The organism is Streptomyces sp. NPDC052023 (genome assembly GCF_044548465.1).
Taxonomy (GTDB): Bacteria; Actinomycetota; Actinomycetes; order Streptomycetales; family Streptomycetaceae; genus Streptomyces.
This window is the reverse complement of sequence record NZ_JBIUBW010000007.1, coordinates 38,397-54,743: the sequence shown is the minus strand read 5'-3', so window position 1 is coordinate 54,743 and position 16,347 is coordinate 38,397. Positions and strand designations below refer to the sequence as shown.

The 16,347-nt window shown below is 69.9% G+C and carries 15 protein-coding genes and 2 pseudogenes; 13 read left to right on the top strand and 4 right to left on the bottom strand.

All coding sequences use genetic code 11. The features are described 5' to 3' along the window. Nucleotides 1-171: 171 nt before the first annotated feature. From ACIHCM_RS16860 to ACIHCM_RS16840, 5 genes and pseudogenes are all read left to right on the top strand, one after another. On the top strand, nt 172-564 hold the full coding sequence (locus tag ACIHCM_RS16860; protein WP_399895735.1) for a hypothetical protein: 393 nt from the start codon (nt 172-174) through the stop codon (nt 562-564). Next, complete coding sequence (locus ACIHCM_RS16855; protein WP_399895732.1) at nt 561-2,309, top strand: caspase domain-containing protein; 1,749 nt, start codon at nt 561-563, stop codon at nt 2,307-2,309. The genes ACIHCM_RS16860 and ACIHCM_RS16855 overlap by 4 nt, the downstream gene beginning before the upstream one ends. 115 nt (nt 2,310-2,424) lie before the next feature. Then, complete coding sequence (locus tag ACIHCM_RS16850) at nt 2,425-3,390, top strand: TerC family protein (RefSeq protein ID WP_399896395.1); 966 nt, start codon at nt 2,425-2,427, stop codon at nt 3,388-3,390. A 94-nt stretch (nt 3,391-3,484) separates the two neighbouring features. After that, the gene (locus tag ACIHCM_RS16845; protein WP_399895729.1) at nt 3,485-4,612 is read left to right on the top strand and encodes a PP2C family protein-serine/threonine phosphatase; all 1,128 of its coding nucleotides are present in this window, start codon (nt 3,485-3,487) and stop codon (nt 4,610-4,612) included. A gap of 165 nt (nt 4,613-4,777) precedes the next feature. Beyond that, nucleotides 4,778-5,647 (top strand): annotated as a pseudogene (locus ACIHCM_RS16840) (GNAT family N-acetyltransferase). Nucleotides 5,648-5,735: 88 nt separating this feature from the next. Here ACIHCM_RS16840 and ACIHCM_RS16835 read toward each other — a convergent pair. Further along, nucleotides 5,736-6,420: pseudogene (locus tag ACIHCM_RS16835) on the bottom strand (MFS transporter); the annotation flags it as partial. A 673-nt stretch (nt 6,421-7,093) separates the two neighbouring features. Here ACIHCM_RS16835 and ACIHCM_RS16830 point away from each other — a divergent pair. Continuing rightward, nucleotides 7,094-7,435: a VOC family protein gene (locus tag ACIHCM_RS16830; protein ID WP_399895726.1), complete on the top strand. Its 342-nt coding sequence runs from the start codon at nt 7,094-7,096 to the stop codon at nt 7,433-7,435. A 37-nt stretch (nt 7,436-7,472) separates the two neighbouring features. On the opposite strand, the gene ACIHCM_RS16825 is transcribed toward ACIHCM_RS16830, so the two are convergent. Next, the gene (locus ACIHCM_RS16825) at nt 7,473-8,216 is read right to left on the bottom strand and encodes a class I SAM-dependent methyltransferase (protein WP_399895723.1); all 744 of its coding nucleotides are present in this window, start codon (nt 8,214-8,216) and stop codon (nt 7,473-7,475) included. 274 nt (nt 8,217-8,490) lie between these two features. Between ACIHCM_RS16825 and ACIHCM_RS16820 the strand changes: the two genes are divergently transcribed. The 6 genes from ACIHCM_RS16820 to ACIHCM_RS16795 all read left to right on the top strand — a co-directional run bounded on the left by ACIHCM_RS16820 (nt 8,491) and on the right by ACIHCM_RS16795 (nt 14,262). Then, nucleotides 8,491-8,694, top strand: coding sequence for a cold-shock protein (locus tag ACIHCM_RS16820; protein ID WP_007502648.1), 204 nt, complete (start codon nt 8,491-8,493; stop codon nt 8,692-8,694). Nucleotides 8,695-8,783: 89 nt separating this feature from the next. Continuing rightward, complete coding sequence (locus ACIHCM_RS16815; protein WP_399895719.1) at nt 8,784-10,472, top strand: DEAD/DEAH box helicase; 1,689 nt, start codon at nt 8,784-8,786, stop codon at nt 10,470-10,472. 329 nt (nt 10,473-10,801) lie between these two features. Continuing rightward, the gene (locus ACIHCM_RS16810) at nt 10,802-12,037 is read left to right on the top strand and encodes a BtrH N-terminal domain-containing protein (RefSeq protein ID WP_399895716.1); all 1,236 of its coding nucleotides are present in this window, start codon (nt 10,802-10,804) and stop codon (nt 12,035-12,037) included. A 294-nt stretch (nt 12,038-12,331) separates the two neighbouring features. Next, nucleotides 12,332-12,544 carry a hypothetical protein gene (locus tag ACIHCM_RS16805; RefSeq protein WP_399895713.1) on the top strand — a complete coding sequence of 71 codons (213 nt, stop codon included), beginning with the start codon at nt 12,332-12,334 and terminating at the stop codon, nt 12,542-12,544. A gap of 402 nt (nt 12,545-12,946) precedes the next feature. After that, on the top strand, nt 12,947-13,252 hold the full coding sequence (locus ACIHCM_RS16800) for a hypothetical protein (RefSeq protein ID WP_399895711.1): 306 nt from the start codon (nt 12,947-12,949) through the stop codon (nt 13,250-13,252). A 107-nt stretch (nt 13,253-13,359) separates the two neighbouring features. After that, the gene (locus tag ACIHCM_RS16795) at nt 13,360-14,262 is read left to right on the top strand and encodes an aminoglycoside phosphotransferase family protein (protein ID WP_399895708.1); all 903 of its coding nucleotides are present in this window, start codon (nt 13,360-13,362) and stop codon (nt 14,260-14,262) included. Nucleotides 14,263-14,337: 75 nt separating this feature from the next. Here the strand turns inward: ACIHCM_RS16795 and ACIHCM_RS16790 are convergent, their stop codons facing one another. Beyond that, nucleotides 14,338-14,874 (bottom strand): hypothetical protein, encoded by a 537-nt coding sequence (locus tag ACIHCM_RS16790; protein ID WP_399895705.1) that lies wholly within the window; start codon nt 14,872-14,874, stop codon nt 14,338-14,340. A gap of 406 nt (nt 14,875-15,280) precedes the next feature. Between ACIHCM_RS16790 and ACIHCM_RS16785 the strand changes: the two genes are divergently transcribed. Continuing rightward, complete coding sequence (locus ACIHCM_RS16785) at nt 15,281-15,553, top strand: DUF3253 domain-containing protein (RefSeq protein ID WP_399895701.1); 273 nt, start codon at nt 15,281-15,283, stop codon at nt 15,551-15,553. A 113-nt stretch (nt 15,554-15,666) separates the two neighbouring features. On the opposite strand, the gene ACIHCM_RS16780 is transcribed toward ACIHCM_RS16785, so the two are convergent. Then, a complete protein-coding gene (locus ACIHCM_RS16780; protein WP_399895698.1) occupies nt 15,667-16,203 on the bottom strand; it encodes an isochorismatase family cysteine hydrolase in 537 nt (178 codons plus the stop codon). Between the last annotated feature and the right edge of the window lie 144 nt (nt 16,204-16,347).

Here is a 16,347-nt window from a genome sequence, read left to right as displayed (position 1 = left end):
GCTCGATGCGTGGAACTCGCCCGATCGGTTCCGGTTGAACCGTCAATTACATTGGCGCGTAGGCTAGTTTGCCACCGAAGACCTGACGGCAGAGACTGGATGTACAGGGCGCGGGCCCACCGATGTCCGGCACCCGCGCCGCCCCGACGAGCACCAACGAAGGGGCTCCCGGTGGACACTCAGCTGCAGATTCTCCTGTCCGAGGAGGGGGCGGAAGCCGAGCACATCGCCAAGCTCACCGGATATCTCCGTGAGGAATTGCTCGAGCTCGATGTGGACGGTGTGACTTCCGTCCCGGGTCCACCGGTCCCGCCCGGCGCGAGAGCGGGCGAGGTCGCCTTGATCGGCGCCCTGCTGGTGAACCTGGGTGCGACTGCCACCGGCCTGAGCCAGGTGCTGAACGTCGTCCGCGACTGGTGGGGCCGCTGCCATGGCAGGCGTCCTTCCCTGCGCCTGACCCTCGACGACGACGTGCTGGAGCTCTCCGCGGCGACGGACCAGCAGGTGGCGCAGGCGTTCGACGTGTTCCTCCGCCGCCACTCCACGGTGGGGACCCAGCCATGACCGAGCCCGGGTCCGAGCCCGAGAGGATGCCCAGGCCCAGGTCCCGTCTCGCGCTGATCGTCGCCAACGACAGATATCAGGACCAAGGGCTGAAGGAGCTGAAGGCACCGGCGCAGGACGCCGAGGCCCTCGCCGAGGTCCTGGGCGATCCCGAGATCGGTGGTTTCGACGTCGCGGTCGTGCGCAACGAACCGGCGCACGAAATCTCCGCGCGTATCGAGGAACTCTTCACCGAGCGGGTTTCCGGCGACACGGTCCTGCTGCACTTCTCCTGCCACGGCCTGAAGAACGAGTCCGGCGAGCTGTACTTCGCCGCCAGCAACACCCTCCCGCACCGCCTGGCCTCCACAGCGGTCTCCGCCGGATTCGTCCGCCAGTGCATGTCGGCCACCCGCGCCCGCACCATCGCCGTCTTCCTCGACTGCTGCTACAGCGGTGCCTTCTCGCGCGGATACTCCGTACGCTCCTCCTCGGACGCGAACCCGCTCGACGCCTTCGCCGGGGGCAAGTTGGGCGGCGGCCGGGGCTGGGCGGTCATCACGGCGTCCACCGCCATGGAGTACGCCGCCGAGGACTCCGAGGTCGCCCGGCCGTCGGTGTTCACCCGGGCGGTGGTGGACGGCCTGGCCTCCGGCAAGGCGGACCTCGACGAGGACGGCCGGATCTCGCTCGACGAGCTGTACGACTACGTCTTCGACCAGGTACGACTGCAGAACCCGCACCAGACCCCGAGCCGCTCCGTCGACATGCAGGGCGACATGTACCTGGCGCGCAGTCATCGACGCGGCATCGTTCCCGTCCCCGTCCCTGCGGACGTGCGGGACGCCATGGGCAGCCCGGACCGCTACACCCGTCTGGGCGCCGTCGCGGCACTGCGGTCCCTGTTGGAGGGCACGGACCCAGGGGTCGCCCTCGGGGCGTGCGAGGCGCTGGAGGAGATGGCGCACAAGGACGTCCGGGACGTCGCGGACGAGGCCGGCCGGGCCCGGAGCGAGGCCGGCATCCGCGCGGACCCGGTGCGACTGGACTTCGGCGCCGTACCGCAAGGCTCGGCTCCGCCACACCGGACCGTACGCCTGCTCGGGCCACCCCTGGCGCGCAGCTGTGTGCCGCACCCCAAGGCGGACTGGCTGCGGGTGACGAAGTCCGCCGTGGGGCTGGAAGTCGGCGTCGAGACCGCCGCGCCGGGCCGGAGGAGCGGCGACATCGTGCTGAAGGGAGCCGTCGGAGAGACGGTGGTGCATGTAGACGCCGAGGTGGTGCCGGCCGGTGACACCTTCGGGGGCCGGACGCACGGGACGACCGCCGTGGTCCCCCCTCCGCCCCCGCACCGGCCTCCGCCTCCGCCTCCGCGCCCCCACGCCTGGCTCGCGCCGGTGCTGGCGGGGGCCGGGCTGGCTGCCGCCGTCACGTCGGCGGTCACGGCCGTCGACAGTGCGAAGAAGGCGGCGGACACGGTGGACCTGCTCCGCACCCCCGGAGGCACCGGCAGCCTCGGGGGGCACGCCCAGTCGACCGGCTTGGTGACGCCCCTCGTCATGGCCCTGATCGCCGGAGTAGTGGCGCTCCTGCTCTGTGCCGTCGCCCGCCACGACCTGGCCGCACGCCGTGATCGCTACGGGGCGCCGGCGAGAAGCGCCACGAGTGCCCTGACCTGGCTGACCAGGCTTCTCGCGATACCCGCGACGATCCTGGCCGCGCTGATGGGTATCGCCTATCTGGTCGGGCTCCGCTTCTTCGAGTAGCCCGTTCCCGAGTCACCCCCTTGAATTGCCCGGACGTCCTGTTCGCCTGTTGCGCGTGGAACTCGACAAGCAGCCCGGCAACGCTGCCGGTGTCACCAGCACCTGGAGTAGACCGATGAACGTCTCCCCGACCGTCTGGCTGCTGACCGTCGCCGTCCTCTGCGTTCTCGTCGCCATCGACTTCTTCATCGGCCGTAAGCCCCACGAGGTGTCGATCAGGGAAGCCGGTATCTGGACGATCGTGTGGATCGTGCTGGCCTGCGCGTTCGGGGTGTTCCTGGGCTTCTACGGCGGGGGCGGGCCGGCGGGGGAGTTCTTCGCCGGGTACATCACCGAGAAGTCGTTGAGCGTCGACAACCTGTTCGTCTTCGTGCTGATCATGGCGAAGTTCGCGGTGCCGGCGCAGTACCAGCAGCGGGTGCTGATGGTCGGTGTCCTGGTGGCGCTGGTGCTGCGGGCCGGCTTCATCGCGGCAGGCGCGGCGATCATCTCGGCGTTCTCGTGGGTGTTCTACATCTTCGGGGCCTTTCTGATCTGGACCGCGTGGAAGCTGATCCAGGACGCGCGAAAGGAGGAGCACGAGGAGGAGTACCAGGAGAACAAGCTGCTCAAGGCCGCCGAGCGGCGCTTCGGGGTGGCCGACCGCTACCACGGCACCAAGTTGTGGATCAAACAGGACGGCAAGCGGGTGATGACCCCGATGCTGGTCGTGATGCTCGCCATCGGTTCCACCGACGTGCTGTTCGCGCTGGACTCCATCCCCGCCATCTACGGCCTGACCCAGGACCCCTACATCGTGTTCACCGCCAACGCCTTCGCGCTGATGGGCCTCAGACAGCTGTACTTCCTGATCGGTGGCCTGCTGGAGAAGCTGGTCCACCTGTCGTACGGCCTGTCGATCATCCTGGGCTTCATCGGCGTCAAGCTGGTGCTGCACGCCCTGCACGAGTCCGGGGTCCACGTCCCGGAGATCAGCATTCCGTTCTCGCTGGGTTTCATCGTGCTTGTCCTGGCCGTCACGACCTTCACCAGTCTGCGGGCCACGAGAAAGCAGCAGGCCGGCGACAGCGATCGGCACTAGCTCCGGAGAGGGGCGGACAAGGGCGAGAACGGGCACCCCTCGGCTGCTCGACGCTCCCCGGGCGGCGGCGCCCGCGGGGGTGTATCCAGGACATATGGTTCCCCGGCGCCTTCGTGCAGATCACCGCCTGCCCGAGGAACCCCGCCGCCTTCTGCTGGTCGCCCCGCTCGTGCTGATCGCGGTCGTCACGACGGTCGACATCCTCGCCCCGCCCAGCGTCCACCTCGGCCCCTTCCTCGTCGCCGCGCCCGCGGTGACGGCGTCGTTCGCCGGGCCCCGCATCACCGGCTGCGTCGGCGTACTCGCCGTTCTGGCACAGGCAGTGGTGGCGATGGTGCGAACCACTCTGATCGACCTGAACCACATCATTCAGCTCATCGCGCTGATCCTCATCTCGGCGATCGTGACCCTCTTCGCCTACTGGCGGGAACGCCGCGAGGAGGAGATGACCCGGCTCCGCTCCGTGGCGAAGGCCGCGCAGAGCGTCGTACTCAGACCGCTGCCGCATCAGATCGGCCCGCTGCGCATCGCCTCCGTCTACCTGTCCGCCGAGCGTGAGGCGCAACTCGGCGGCGACCTCTACGCCGCCGCCCGTACGGCACTGGGCACCCGCATCGTCATCGGCGACGTCCGGGGAAAGGGACTGGAGGCGGTCGGCGACGCGGCCCTGCTGCTCGGCGCCTTCCGCGGCGCCGCCCACCGCCAGGCGGACCTGGCCGAACTCGTGTCCTTCCTCGAGGGCACCGTCTCCTCCGATCTGGACGACCCGGCCGCCCCCGAGGACAAGCCCGCTGACTTCGGCGAGGCATTCGTCACCGCGGCCGTGCTCGACGTGCTGAACGAAGAGGCGGCCCTGCACCTGGTCAACTGCGGGCACCCGCCGCCCCTGCTGCTGGGCGGTGGCGGGGTCCGCCTCCTGGAGGTGAGCCGGCCCGCGCCACCCCTCGGACTCACCGAGTTCCTGGACACCGACCTCGCCCCTCAGCGATTCGCCTTCGAGGCCGACGACATCGTCCTGCTCTACACGGACGGTGTCATCGAGGCCCGCGACGGCGACGGCACCTTCTACCCGCTCATGGAGCGGGTGGAACACCTGATCAGCACGCGACTCGCTGGTCCTGAGGCCCTGCTCTCCCTCCTGCGCGAGGACCTGCTCCGGCACGCGGGCGGACACCTGGGGGACGACGCCGCCCTGGTGGCGATCCAGCGACTGCCGGGGTGAACGGAAGACGGCGAGCGCGCGGATCCCGAGGGGCCAGGACTTCCGGCATGCGAGGATCCAGACACCCAGGGGCGCCGGACGTGCGGGGGACCGGGCGGAGACAGGACGGGCACGAGTCCGGAAACCGGGTGCGCACTGCCGTCGCGCCGAGGTGTGATCGGGGCCATGGCGATTGTGATGGGCAGGCCGGGGCTCGGCGGATTGAGCGAGGTCGTGGGCGTGCTGCGGAAATGGCAGTACGACGCGGCCCCGATGCAGCTGCATCCAGGAGATCTGGGCGCTCGTGCTGGCGATACGGCGCAGCGGCGACGGCCGCGGCGGTCCGCACCTGGAGCCGGGACGGACGCATTCTCGCCGTCGGGCTGCTGGACGGTCCCGAACTGCTGCGGCTGACGACCGCGCCGGACGTCAGGCGGGACGAGGAGCTGGCGCGGCAGCTGGTTTCGGACGTGAACCGAGCCGGAGCGCGGCGTACTGCCGGAGGGAACGGTCTGCGTCGAGGCACCCACGGGCGCACTCGTCCAGCATCTGCTGGACGAGGACGGCTGGAACACCGACGAGCCGTGGACGCCGCTGCGCCTCGACCTCACGGAGCCGGTGAAGGCCCCTGGCGTGCGGATCAAGGTGGTCGGGCCGGAGCAGGCGCACGCGCGGACCGCCGTACAGCGAGCCGCCTTCGGCAGGTCGGCTTTCACGGACGGGCACTGGCACACGATGGCGGCCGGATTGCCGTGTGCCGACGCCCGGTGCCTGGTCGCGTACGACGATCAGGGCGACGCCGTGGCGGCGGTGACCGTGTGGTCGGCCGGTCCAGGAAGGCCTGGTCTGCTGGAGCCGATGGGCGTGCACCGGGAACATCGCGGTCACGGCTACGGCAAGGCGATCACCGTCGCCGCTGCGGCTTCCCTCCGGGAACTGGGATCGTCGAGTGCGCTCGTCTGCACCCCGAGCTCCAGCATCGGCGCCGTCGCCACCGACAAGGCGGCAGGCTTTCAGCAACTCCCCGAGGTCCGGGACCGACGCCGGGACGCCTAGGCGGTTGTACTCCGATCGTCCTGCCTGCGCGCACCGCTCTCGGAACGCCGGCCGCGGAAGGCGCGGCGACGACGCCCGTGGCCGACCGTCAGGCCTTCGGGGCCGGTTCCGGCTCGGAGAGGTGCGCTGCCGCGCGGCGTGGCAGCAGCAGCGGGGTCGCCAGCAGGAGCACGCCGGCCAGGCCGATGGCCGTACGGGGGCCGAGCAGGCTGCCCAGCACGCCCCAGGCGGCCGTCAGGAGCGCGGTCGAAAGCCGGGTCGTCACCACCCAGGCCGTCAGCGTGCGGGCGACCCGGTCGGTCGGGGTGCGCCGGAGGCGGCAGGTGGTGGAGACGGGGTTGAAGATCCCGCAGCAGAAGATGAGCCCGAGTTCGCCCCATCACCAGCAGCAGCCCGCCGGTGCCCGGCCCCAGGAAAGCCAGGCCGATGGGCCAGAGCGCGCGCAGTGCCCCGACCGCGACCAGGACGTCGTACTGCCCGAACCGGGTGACGAGCGCCGGGGCCAGTCGCGAACCGAGCAGCCCGCCGATCGCGGGCGCCGCGAAGGCGAGGCCGTACTGCCACGGGGCGAAGCCGAGCCGGCCGAGCATGAGGACGGCAAGCAGCGGCTGGACGGCCGTCACCAGGCCGTTGAAAAGGGCGGTGTTGAAGAACAGCGGACGAAGTGCCGCGTCGGCGAGGAGGTACCGCCAGCCGTCGAGCAGATCCCCGGCCCGCACGCGTGCGGCCTTCCGGCGCCCGGGCGGGGGCTCGTGCCCGCCCGTCGCACGGATGGCCGGCGACAACGTCTTCGTCGCCCCCCACCTGGATCGACCGTACCGACCTCTACCCGGAGCCTCGTCGTCGAATGCGGCGACCACGACGACCTCCTCGCCCAGCGTGTGCGCGGCGTCGAGGGCGGAGACGGCGACCGCGTCGACCCGGGGCACGACGACGAGACTGGGGGTGCGGGTCGGAGGCGGCGGTATGCGGTCCAGTGCGAGCATCTTCTCGACCACGGTGTAGTACCGCTCGATCCGGGAGAACAGCAGCATCAGCGGGGGGACGAGGAGGACGACGATCCAGGCACCCTCGAGCAACTTGGTCGTAAGGAGAACGATCCCGGCGACGGCTGTCAGCGCCGCTCCGATGCCGTTGGTCAGCGCTCTGGGGAGCCACGCGTGGGGGCGTCGGGTGAGCCAGTGCCGGACGAGGCCGATCTGGCTGATGGTGAAGCCGACGAAGACGCCGATGGCGTAGAGGGATCAGGCGCTGCGTGTCGGCACTGACGATGACGCGCAAGGCACCGGCCAGCAGGGCGAGAGCGCGGAAGCAGTGCGACCTCGTCATTCAGGCGGCCACGGGATGGTTGGCCAGTCCGGCGCGCCGGTGCATCGGGACCGGATTCGTCAGCACCGTGGAATGGCCGCAGAGCTGTCCCCTCGGTCACTCCCTACCATGTGCATCATGGCTGTCGACCTCTTCGCAGGCATCCCGGTCAACGACTACCCGGCGGCGCTGGACTGGTACGAGCGGCTGCTCGGCTCCCCACCGGCGTTCGTCCCGAACGACAAGGAGGCCGTCTGGGAGCTCGCGGAACACCGGTACCTGTACATCGAGCTTCGGCCCGGGCGGGCCGGTCATGCCCTGCACACCGTGTTCGTGGACGATCTCGACGCGCGTATCGCCGGGATCACTGGTCGGGGAGTGGAGCCCACGAGTCGCGAGACCTACTCCAACGGCGTGCGCAAGGTCACGTACCGGGATCCCGACGGAAACGAGATCGGCTTCGGCGGCGCCCCACTCTGACCGCGACGGTCCGGCGAGGTGAGCTGCCGTCACTGGGTCACTGGGTCACTGGGATCCGGTACACGGAGACGTGTGAGCGGGACTCGGCGGTGAACGGGGTGCCGGCCCAGTCCGCGTGCCGTGTCTCCAGTTCGAAGCCGGCCAGCTGAGCCATGAGGTCGAGTTCGGCCGGCCAGATGTAGCGGTGCGGGCTGCGGTACAGGCGCGCCTGTTCGGACTCGTCGAAATGGAAGTGGTGCGACACCACGTGCTGGTGCAGCACGTCGTAGGTGTCCAAACCGATGTAACCGGGCTCGGACTGCCAGACGGTGGCCGCGCGGCCCGGCGGGAGTTTGCGCAACTCGGGTACCCAGAGCTCGATCACGAACCGTCCCCCGGGCGAGAGATGGCGGGCGGCGTTGCGGAAGCACTCGACCTGCTCTTCCTGCGTGAGCAGGTTGGAGATCGTGTTGAAGACGAGATAGACGAGCGCGTACTCCCCGGGGGCGACGGTGGTCGCCATGTCGCCGATGATCACTGGAATCGACGCTTCGTCGGCCTTGGTCCGCAGTCGCTCCACCATCGGCACGGACAGCTCGATGCCGGTGACGCCAACACCGCGTTCGGCGAGCGGGACGGCCACCCGGCCGGTCCCGATGGCGAACTCGAGCGCCGCTCCGCCCTGCGCGAGGCGGACGAGACGGTCGACGGTGGGCCCCAGGACTTCGGGCGCGAACATGCCGGAGCCAGGCGTGTCGTAGCGCTGCGCGGCACCGGCGTCCCAGATCTGCTCCTGCTGCATACCGTCAACGCTTGCCGTCGGCCCGGACGATGTCCAGTGAATTTCCTCCACCACGACGCGCTGCGCCGGCATGCGCGGGGCGCCTCGGTCCGGTGGTGGATGCCTGGCTCGCGGGGGCAGTCGTCACGAGCCGCCGAGTCGTGCTAGGCTGCCGCTGTTGCAGTTGTGGTACCCATGAAGCTATGTGCGCCTGACGGGAATGTTTCTCCTGCAGGCGCATTAGTTGTTTTCCGGCGTCTCCGGATGGGGCCTCTGCCTACAGAAGGAGCAGCGCATGGCACAGGGAACCGTCAAGTGGTTCAACTCTGAAAAGGGTTTCGGCTTCATCGAGCAGGACGGCGGCGGCCCCGACGTCTTCGCCCACTACTCGAACATCGCGACGCAGGGCTTCCGTGAGCTCCAGGAGGGCCAGCGGGTCTCCTTCGACGTCACGCAGGGCCAGAAGGGCCCGCAGGCGGAGAACATCGTCCCGGCCTGATCGCCGGACGCGCGTATCCGCTCACCGGGGTTTGCACCGACATGGTGCGGACCCCGGTTTGTGCTGTTTCCAGGAAGGCAGAACACTGCATGTCCCGCAGGCCCCAGAAGCCGAACCGGCGCGCCACGTCGCCCCGGCAGTCCACGTCGTCGCCGAGTGAGTTCCGGCTGCCGGAAAGCACGACGCCCGCACTTCCCGCCGTCGAGGACTTCGCCGGTCTGGACATGCCGGCAGGGCTGCTGAAAACCCTCACCGCGCAGGGCGTGACCACGCCCTTCCCCATTCAGGCAGCCACGCTGCCCAACTCACTCGCCGGTCGCGACCTGCTGGGACGGGGACGTACCGGCTCGGGCAAGACCCTTGCGTTCGGCTTGGCGGTGCTGGCCCGTACGGCCGGGCTGCGCGCGCAGCCCAAGGCGCCCCTCGCCCTGGTGCTGGTGCCCACCCGTGAACTCGCCCAGCAGGTGACCGACGCGCTGACTCCCTACGCGACGGCGGTGAACCTCCGGCTGGCCACGGTGGTCGGTGGGCTGTCCATCACCAAGCAGGCGAGTGCGCTCCGGCGCGGCGCCGAGGTGGTCGTCGCCAGTCCCGGCAGGCTCAACGACCTTGTGGAGCGCGGGGACTGCGTACTCGGCGACGTACGCATCACGGTGCTGGACGAGGCCGACCAGATGACCGACATGGGCTTCCTGCCGCAGATCACGAAGCTGATCCAGCAAGTACGGCCCGACGGACAGCGCATGCTCTTCTCGGCCACCCTGGACCGCAACATCGATCGCCTGGTGCAGCGGTTCCTGACCGACCCGGTGGTCCATTCCGTGGACCCGTCGGCGGGAGCGGTGACGACCATGGAGCACCACGTGCTCCACATCCAGGACGAGACCGTCAAGAAGACCGTCACCACACGCATCGCGGCCCGTGACGGCAGGGTCATCCTCTTCCTCGACACCAAGAGGTCCGCGGACCGGCTCACCAAGCGGCTCCTTGCCGTCGGTGTCCGGGCGGCGGCCCTGCACGGCGGCCGATCCCAGCCGCAGCGGAATCGCACCCTGGAGCAGTTCAAGAACGGTCAGGTCACCGCCTTGGTGGCCACGAATGTCGCGGCCAGGGGCATACACATCGACGACCTCGACCTGGTCGTGAACGTCGATCCTCCCGCCGACCACAAGGACTACCTCCACCGGGGCGGCCGCACCGCCCGTGCCGGGGGCTCCGGCAGTGTGGTCACGCTGGTCCTGCCCACCCAGAAGCGGGACGTCGCGCGGCTCATGTCGGACGCGGGCATCCGCCCCCGGACGGCCGGGGCGAGCGATGCGGAACTGGCCACCATCACCGGCGCACGCGAGCCGTCCGGCGTGGCCGTGACCATCGAGGTCCCTCAGCCGGCGGCACCGACCGCGTCCCGCCCGGACCGCAGGAACGGCAGCCGGCCCGGGGGCCGCAGACACCGAAGCGCCGGTGCGGCCAAGGCGGCGACAGGCGCTGCGACCGGTACGGGCAGCCGGGGGTCCGACCGCCGGGCCGCGGCCGGGGCGACAGCGTCCGGCGGCACCTCGGCGACCGGCGGTCGCGACTCGGCTCGCCGGACCGGCTCCGGCGGGGCAACGGGGGGTGCCCTCGGAACCGGCGGCCGCAGGCCGGACCGCCAGTCCGGGGGCCGCACGGCGAACGGCGCCGCCTCCGGCAAGGCCGGCCGCACATCAGGCCGCCGGGCACCGGGCGGCGGAGCCAAGGGCGGCGCCGCCGGGAGCGGCGGCCGCAGCTCCGACCGGTAGGGCGCCGCCGTGGGGACCCGTGGCCGCGATTCCGACCGCTGAACCGGCATCGCACCTCTGCCACCTCCGCCGACTTGGTGGGGGTGGCCCGGTGACCGTGCGGCGTAGTCCTGGGGGTTGTTTGTCGCCTCCGCAGTGGCGGGATAGCCTGATGGCGGCGCTTCCTACGCGCCCGACCCCCAGACCGGGTGCTCACGCCACCCGGCCCCGCAGGGGCAAAGGTGACCTTCTCTGTCGTCGTAGGTGTGACTCCCTTCGTTGTCCTTCCTTCCGGGTGACGGTGACGGTCCGCGTGAGGGCTCGTGCCGACCGCCCTGAGGGGACCGACAGTGACGGAGCAGCGAGCATTCAAGAAGCTGGTGCGTGAGCGGATGTCACGCACCGGGGAGTCGTACACCACGGCTCGCCGCCATGTACTGGCCAAGACGGCCGGGGCGCCGATGTCCGCTGTCCCCGCTGGCCTGGTGTATGCGGAGTTCGGTACCGATCAGCATCACGAGGCGTCCCTGATCCGGCACGCGCTAGGCAGCGTGCACGACGAGGCGCTGATTGCGGGGCTGGCCGGGGGCATCGGCTTCATGTACTTCGTCTTCGAGTACCAGGGCCTGCCCCCACTGCTGACCATCGTCGCCCAGCACCATCCTGAGCCCTGGGTGCGAACGGCCCTCGACCGGCTGCGGGTGCCGTACGACATCTGGCACAGCGGCAAGCCCCAGTGGGCCCAACTGCGCAAGGCCCTGGACGCGGGTCATCCGGTGTTCTGCACCGTGGACAAGTCCCGGCTCCCTTGGCACGGAATGGAGCCGGGATTCGGGGCGGACCCCTATACGGTCGTGGTCGCCGGCTACGACGGGGACATCCTTCATGTCGACGACGAGTCGGCGGTTCCGCACGCCATCAGCACCGAAGAGTTCGGCGCCGCCTGGTCCGCCTACAAGAAGGGGCGCCACCAGATGGTCGTGCCGACCGGGCCGGCCCACGGCGGTCCCGACATCGACGGTGCGATCGCCGCGACCGCAGGGCACCTCACAGGGCCGGTCCTCGGCAACAACTTCGATGTCAACTTCGGGTTCTCCGGGATGGAGAGGCTCACGGCGCAACTGCGGGACACCAGGACGAAGACGGGGTGGGAGCGGCGCTTCGGGAAGCCGGTGCCCTTCTTCCACGGGTTGCGCAGGCTGCACGAGTGCCTTGAGGTGGAGTACACGGCACCGGGGGCGACCCGGCCGCTGTACGCCGACTTCCTGGACCTGGCAGGCCGACCCGATGCGGCGGCCCTGTTCCGCGAGTCGGCCCGTGGGTGGGAGCGAGTCGCTTCCCTCGCGCGGGAGTCGGTGTCCGGCCTGGGTGCGTATACGAAGGTGTGCGAGCAGCAGACGCGGCTGATGATGTCCGGCGGCGAGGAAGCCAGGGAAGAGATTCGGGCCCTGGGGGAGCGGGCCGATGCGCTCGCCGAGGAAAGTGGAGCGCCCGACGCCGAACAGCGCAGGGAACTGTTCGACGGTCTCGCCGGAATCGTCGAGAGCAGCGCAGCGCTCGAACGGCGAGCCGTAGAGCTGTTGTGATCCGGGTGGCACCCGGCCGATGGCCCGGGCTCGGGGCCGGGATGCGGTAAGAACCGACACCGCCGGCCACGCCGACGTCGTGTGCGTGCCGACCAGCGGTCCGCCATGTCCGCGCGCCACGCTGCCTGTTCGTGCGGTGTGCGGGCCGATGCACTGGCCGGCGCGGCCGAAGCCGGAGCGGCACGGGGCGACACGACACCTGCCATGCAGATCCCCGGCTTTGACGAAGTATGTGCATATCATCACAGTGAGTAGTCAAGCCGGGCGTCATGCCTGGATAAGAAAGGGTCATCCATGTTCAAGTTTCAGCGTGCCGCAGTCGTGGCCGTGGCGGTTGCGGGCCTGTCCGCCTTCGGTGCCGGCGTGAGCGTCGCCAACGAGGGCGAATCGGTTCCGCCGGTCGTCGCCGAGGCCTACTCGACGGCCAATGCCACGGCTGTCGGGGGCGACTTCGTCGTCGAGCCCGAGAAGGAGCACGGCGAGCACCACGAGGGCGAAGGCGAGTAAGGACGTACCGGGATTCAGCCTTTCGGTTCGAACTCGAGCGTCTGCCCACCTCGGAAGCCGGCTGTGCGTCCCGGATCCGCGACGCGTTGTCGCGTACCGGCTCGGACTGTTCAGCGGTGAGCCGAGTGACTCCCTGGCGAAGGGTCCCGGTCGCGTCGGTGCTGCACCGAACGCGTCCGGGCCCGCCCATCTCGTCGCGCGGTGCGGCGTACAGGGCCATGGGGAACGTAATACTCACGCATATGAGCAGTGCCCTCTCGGGGGCGGAAGCGCCGGCGCCACCTGCGTCGGCGCTGGACGTGCGTCCGCGGGCGGATGCCCGACCGCATGACAGCGGAGCAGGGTCCGCTTGAGGCTCTAGGGTCGGGTGCGCTGTTGTCGATGTGCTGGAGGGGAACGGCTATGAGGACACTGGTGCTGGGAAGGACGCCCGCCAGGGTGGCGGCGGTGCTCACCACCTTGCGCGCGGACGGTTTCGACGTGGAGGGGGTGAGCACCGATGAGGAGGCCCGTAAGCTGTTGGAGACGGGGGAATTCGGGGTGCTGATCATTGGTGGGGGTGTGGGTCCGGACTCCCGCGCGGAGATCAAGGAGCTGGCGACGAGGTGCCAGGTGCGGCGGGTGATCGACGGTGCGCTGACGGAGCCGTTCGACGCCTACGTGCGGCGTGAGTTCGAACCGCTGATCCGCGAGGCCGCCGAAGGATGACGGACAGGGTCCGCCCGGGAGATGCGCCGGGCGGACCCGTGGCCGCGAAGCCGACGGCAGCGGCGCCGCTGGAGTATGTGGCGAAGTGTCGTGTAACTGGGGGACGTGTGAGCGAGCTGGCCTTCGTGACGCAGCTGGTCCGGGATCGGTTCGCCGTCCGCTTCGGGCCCGAAGTGGTCGGTTGGTGCGACGCGTTGCCGACTCTCGTCAGCGAGCTCGCCGCTCGCTGGGAGCTCACTCCGGTGGAATCCCTGGGTGGAGGCACGTCGCGGGTCTTCCGTTGCCTGCTGGGTGGCGCGGGCAGGACCGTGTGGTTGAAGGTCACGCCGGATCCGGTGATCGCGGAGGAGGAGGCGGAAGCACTGTCCCTCTGGTCGGGGACCGCCTCCGTGGTGAATCTGCTGGCTCAGGACCTCACAGCCGGAGCCCTGCTGCTGGAAGACGTGACACCTGGTCAGCCTCTCGAGCAACTCGACTGGCGATTGCCCCAGGTGGCTGTCCTGCTTCGGGAGCTGCGGGAGTGCTCTCCGTCTCCGAGGCAGACTTCGGCTCTGCGCCCTCTGTCGGAGCGGATCGAGTTCCTCTTCACCTTGGCGGAGCGCAGGCTGGCGGCGGCCGATGCAAGCCGGTGGGTCGACGCGGCGGTGCTCGAACGTGCCTGGTCGGAGTCCATGGACCTCTGCCGCAGTGGGTCCGTGGCACTGGTCCATGGCGATCTCCACCCGGCCAACGTGCTGTCCGGTCCCGGTGACCGCCTCGTGGCGATCGACCCGAGGCCCACATGGGGCGACCCTGACTTCGACGCGGTGGACTGGGTACTCGGCGGAGTCTCGGACCTCACCGTGCTGAGGCGGAGGATCGGATGGCTGGCGTCGATGGTCCCCGGCCAGTCGCCCGAACGCGTGTGGGGTTGGTGTCGCGCCCAAGCCGCCCTCAACGCTGTTCCCCGGCTTTGCGCCGGGCGAGATGACGCAGAAACCCGCTTCCTGATGACCCTGGCGACGCAATGACGACGGCATCGTCGGCCTCACCCGCCCTGCGCCTGACGGTGCGTGCCGCGCTGACTCGCACGAGGCTGCGGCGTGTCAGTCCTGGGCCGAGCTGGACAGAGCTTCGGTGATCATCCGGGTGGCGAAGTCCCGGTCACCGGTGACCCGGTTGATGTGTTCCGCGAGCAGCAGGGCCGTGGCCTCCAGGGAATTCATCTCGTCCCCGGTCCAGTCGCCGTACTGCCTGCGCCACAGGTTGGGGCTCAGGCCGGTGCCCGCCGCCACGACCAGGCCGGCCATGGTGGGGATGACCTCGGGGCGGACGCTCCTGGTCATCAGACGCATCGAGGTCACGAAGCCCGGCACCACGTACGCGATGACGTCCCTGTCGCGTTCCTCGCAGGCCCTCCGCAGCCACTGCATGAACATGTAGACGAGGGTGCACGTGCCCTCCACCATGTCGTTGGCTTCCTCGGGCCCCAGTGACGCGGTGAACTGGTCGATCAACTGCTGCTGTTCGGGATCGGTTTCTGCCTTGCCGTCGTAGATGGCTTTGAGCCGGGAGTCGATCATCATCAGCGCCGCATCCACATCGCCGGCCGGTGCGTTCTGGGGGTCGCAGGGCGATGACACAGGGTTCCTCCTGGGCTGGCCATGGGCAACACGGCGTTCCCGTACGGTAGTCCGCCGATGGGCCGGCGGTCGGGCGAATCCCGATGGAGGGCCCGTCCGGGCTACGTCCAGCCGCCCGACGGGACCTCTCAGCACGAGGAGAGGACCATCTGGGCGGCCTTGCGGTGGTCGCGCAGGCCTGAGCGGCTTCGCGTGGCGCGTCACCGGTGGCGAGTGCCCCCTGCACCAGGAGGCATCCGGCCGGTCGCCCCTCCCGTGGTCCTGGGCGCGGGCCCGGTGAGCCAATGGCGGATGACCTCCCGGAGCTGCCCTCCTCTACGCACTGCCGACACGAGTCCCACGTGCCGAGCGCCAGGCCCCCCATGCCTCGCCGCGTCGATGTCACCCTCGGTGCGACACTGGCGGGGTGACGGACAGGGAAGGCCGGACGGAGCGCCGTCTGGAGCGGGCCATCCTGGACCTGCTGGAGCGACGCGGTCCCGAGGCGTCGATCTGTCCCTCCGACGCCGCCAGGGCGGTGCACGAAGGAGACGACGACGGCTGGCGGGCACTGATGGAACCGGCCCGCCGGGCGGCCCGGAGGCTTGCGACGGCCGGCGAGGTCGAGATCACCCAGGGCGGCCGTCCCGTCGAATCGACAGAGGCCCGCGGGCCGATCCGTATCCGCCGTTGCCGCTGACCCGGTTCACAGGGGGCACACGAGTGGGGGCAGAGCGCGACCGGGAGACAGTGGGCGTGCCCTCAGGGCTGACGCGGTGGCGTCGCCCGGCCCCCGTCCAGGGTCGGATCGCCTCACGCCCACAACTCCTCGCTGTCGCACACCCGGGCTCCCATGTTGCGCTGCATCATGCGCAGCGCCGCGTCCGCGAGGTCGGCATGGATGTGCGCGACCGCGTCCCGGGGGACCACGACCTGGAGGTGGCGGATGTGGGCGTCGAGGGCGGAATAGAGCACACACTGCTCCGTCACCTGGCCGCACAGCACCACCTGGTCGATGCCTTGCTGGTGGAGCAGATAGCTCAGCGGTGTCTCGTAGAAGATCGAGTGACGGGCCTTGACCACGAAGAGGGAGGACTCGTCGGGCCGCAGCGGCTCCACCAGGTGGGAGTGGTGTCCCGACAGGGCCTTGTCCAGGATCTCGCCGTGGTGCGAGCGCCACTCGCCGAAGTTGTCGTTCACGTAGATCACGGGTACGCCGTGCTGCCGGGCCCGTTCCAGCAGTCCGATCAGTTGCGGCAGTACGGATTCCACGGTGGGGATCAGCGACTCGGCGTCCTCGTGATCGTAGGTGTTGATCATGTCGATGACGATCAGCGCGGTCTTGCCCATGTGACCCAGGGTGCCACTGAGTGACGTGAGATGTCGCCGTCGGAGCCGTCGGAGCCGTCGGAGCCGTCGGAGCCGTCGGAGCCGTCGGAGCTGCCGGAGCTGCCGGAGCCGTCGGAGCTGCCCGGAGGGGCCGGGGCCGAGCTG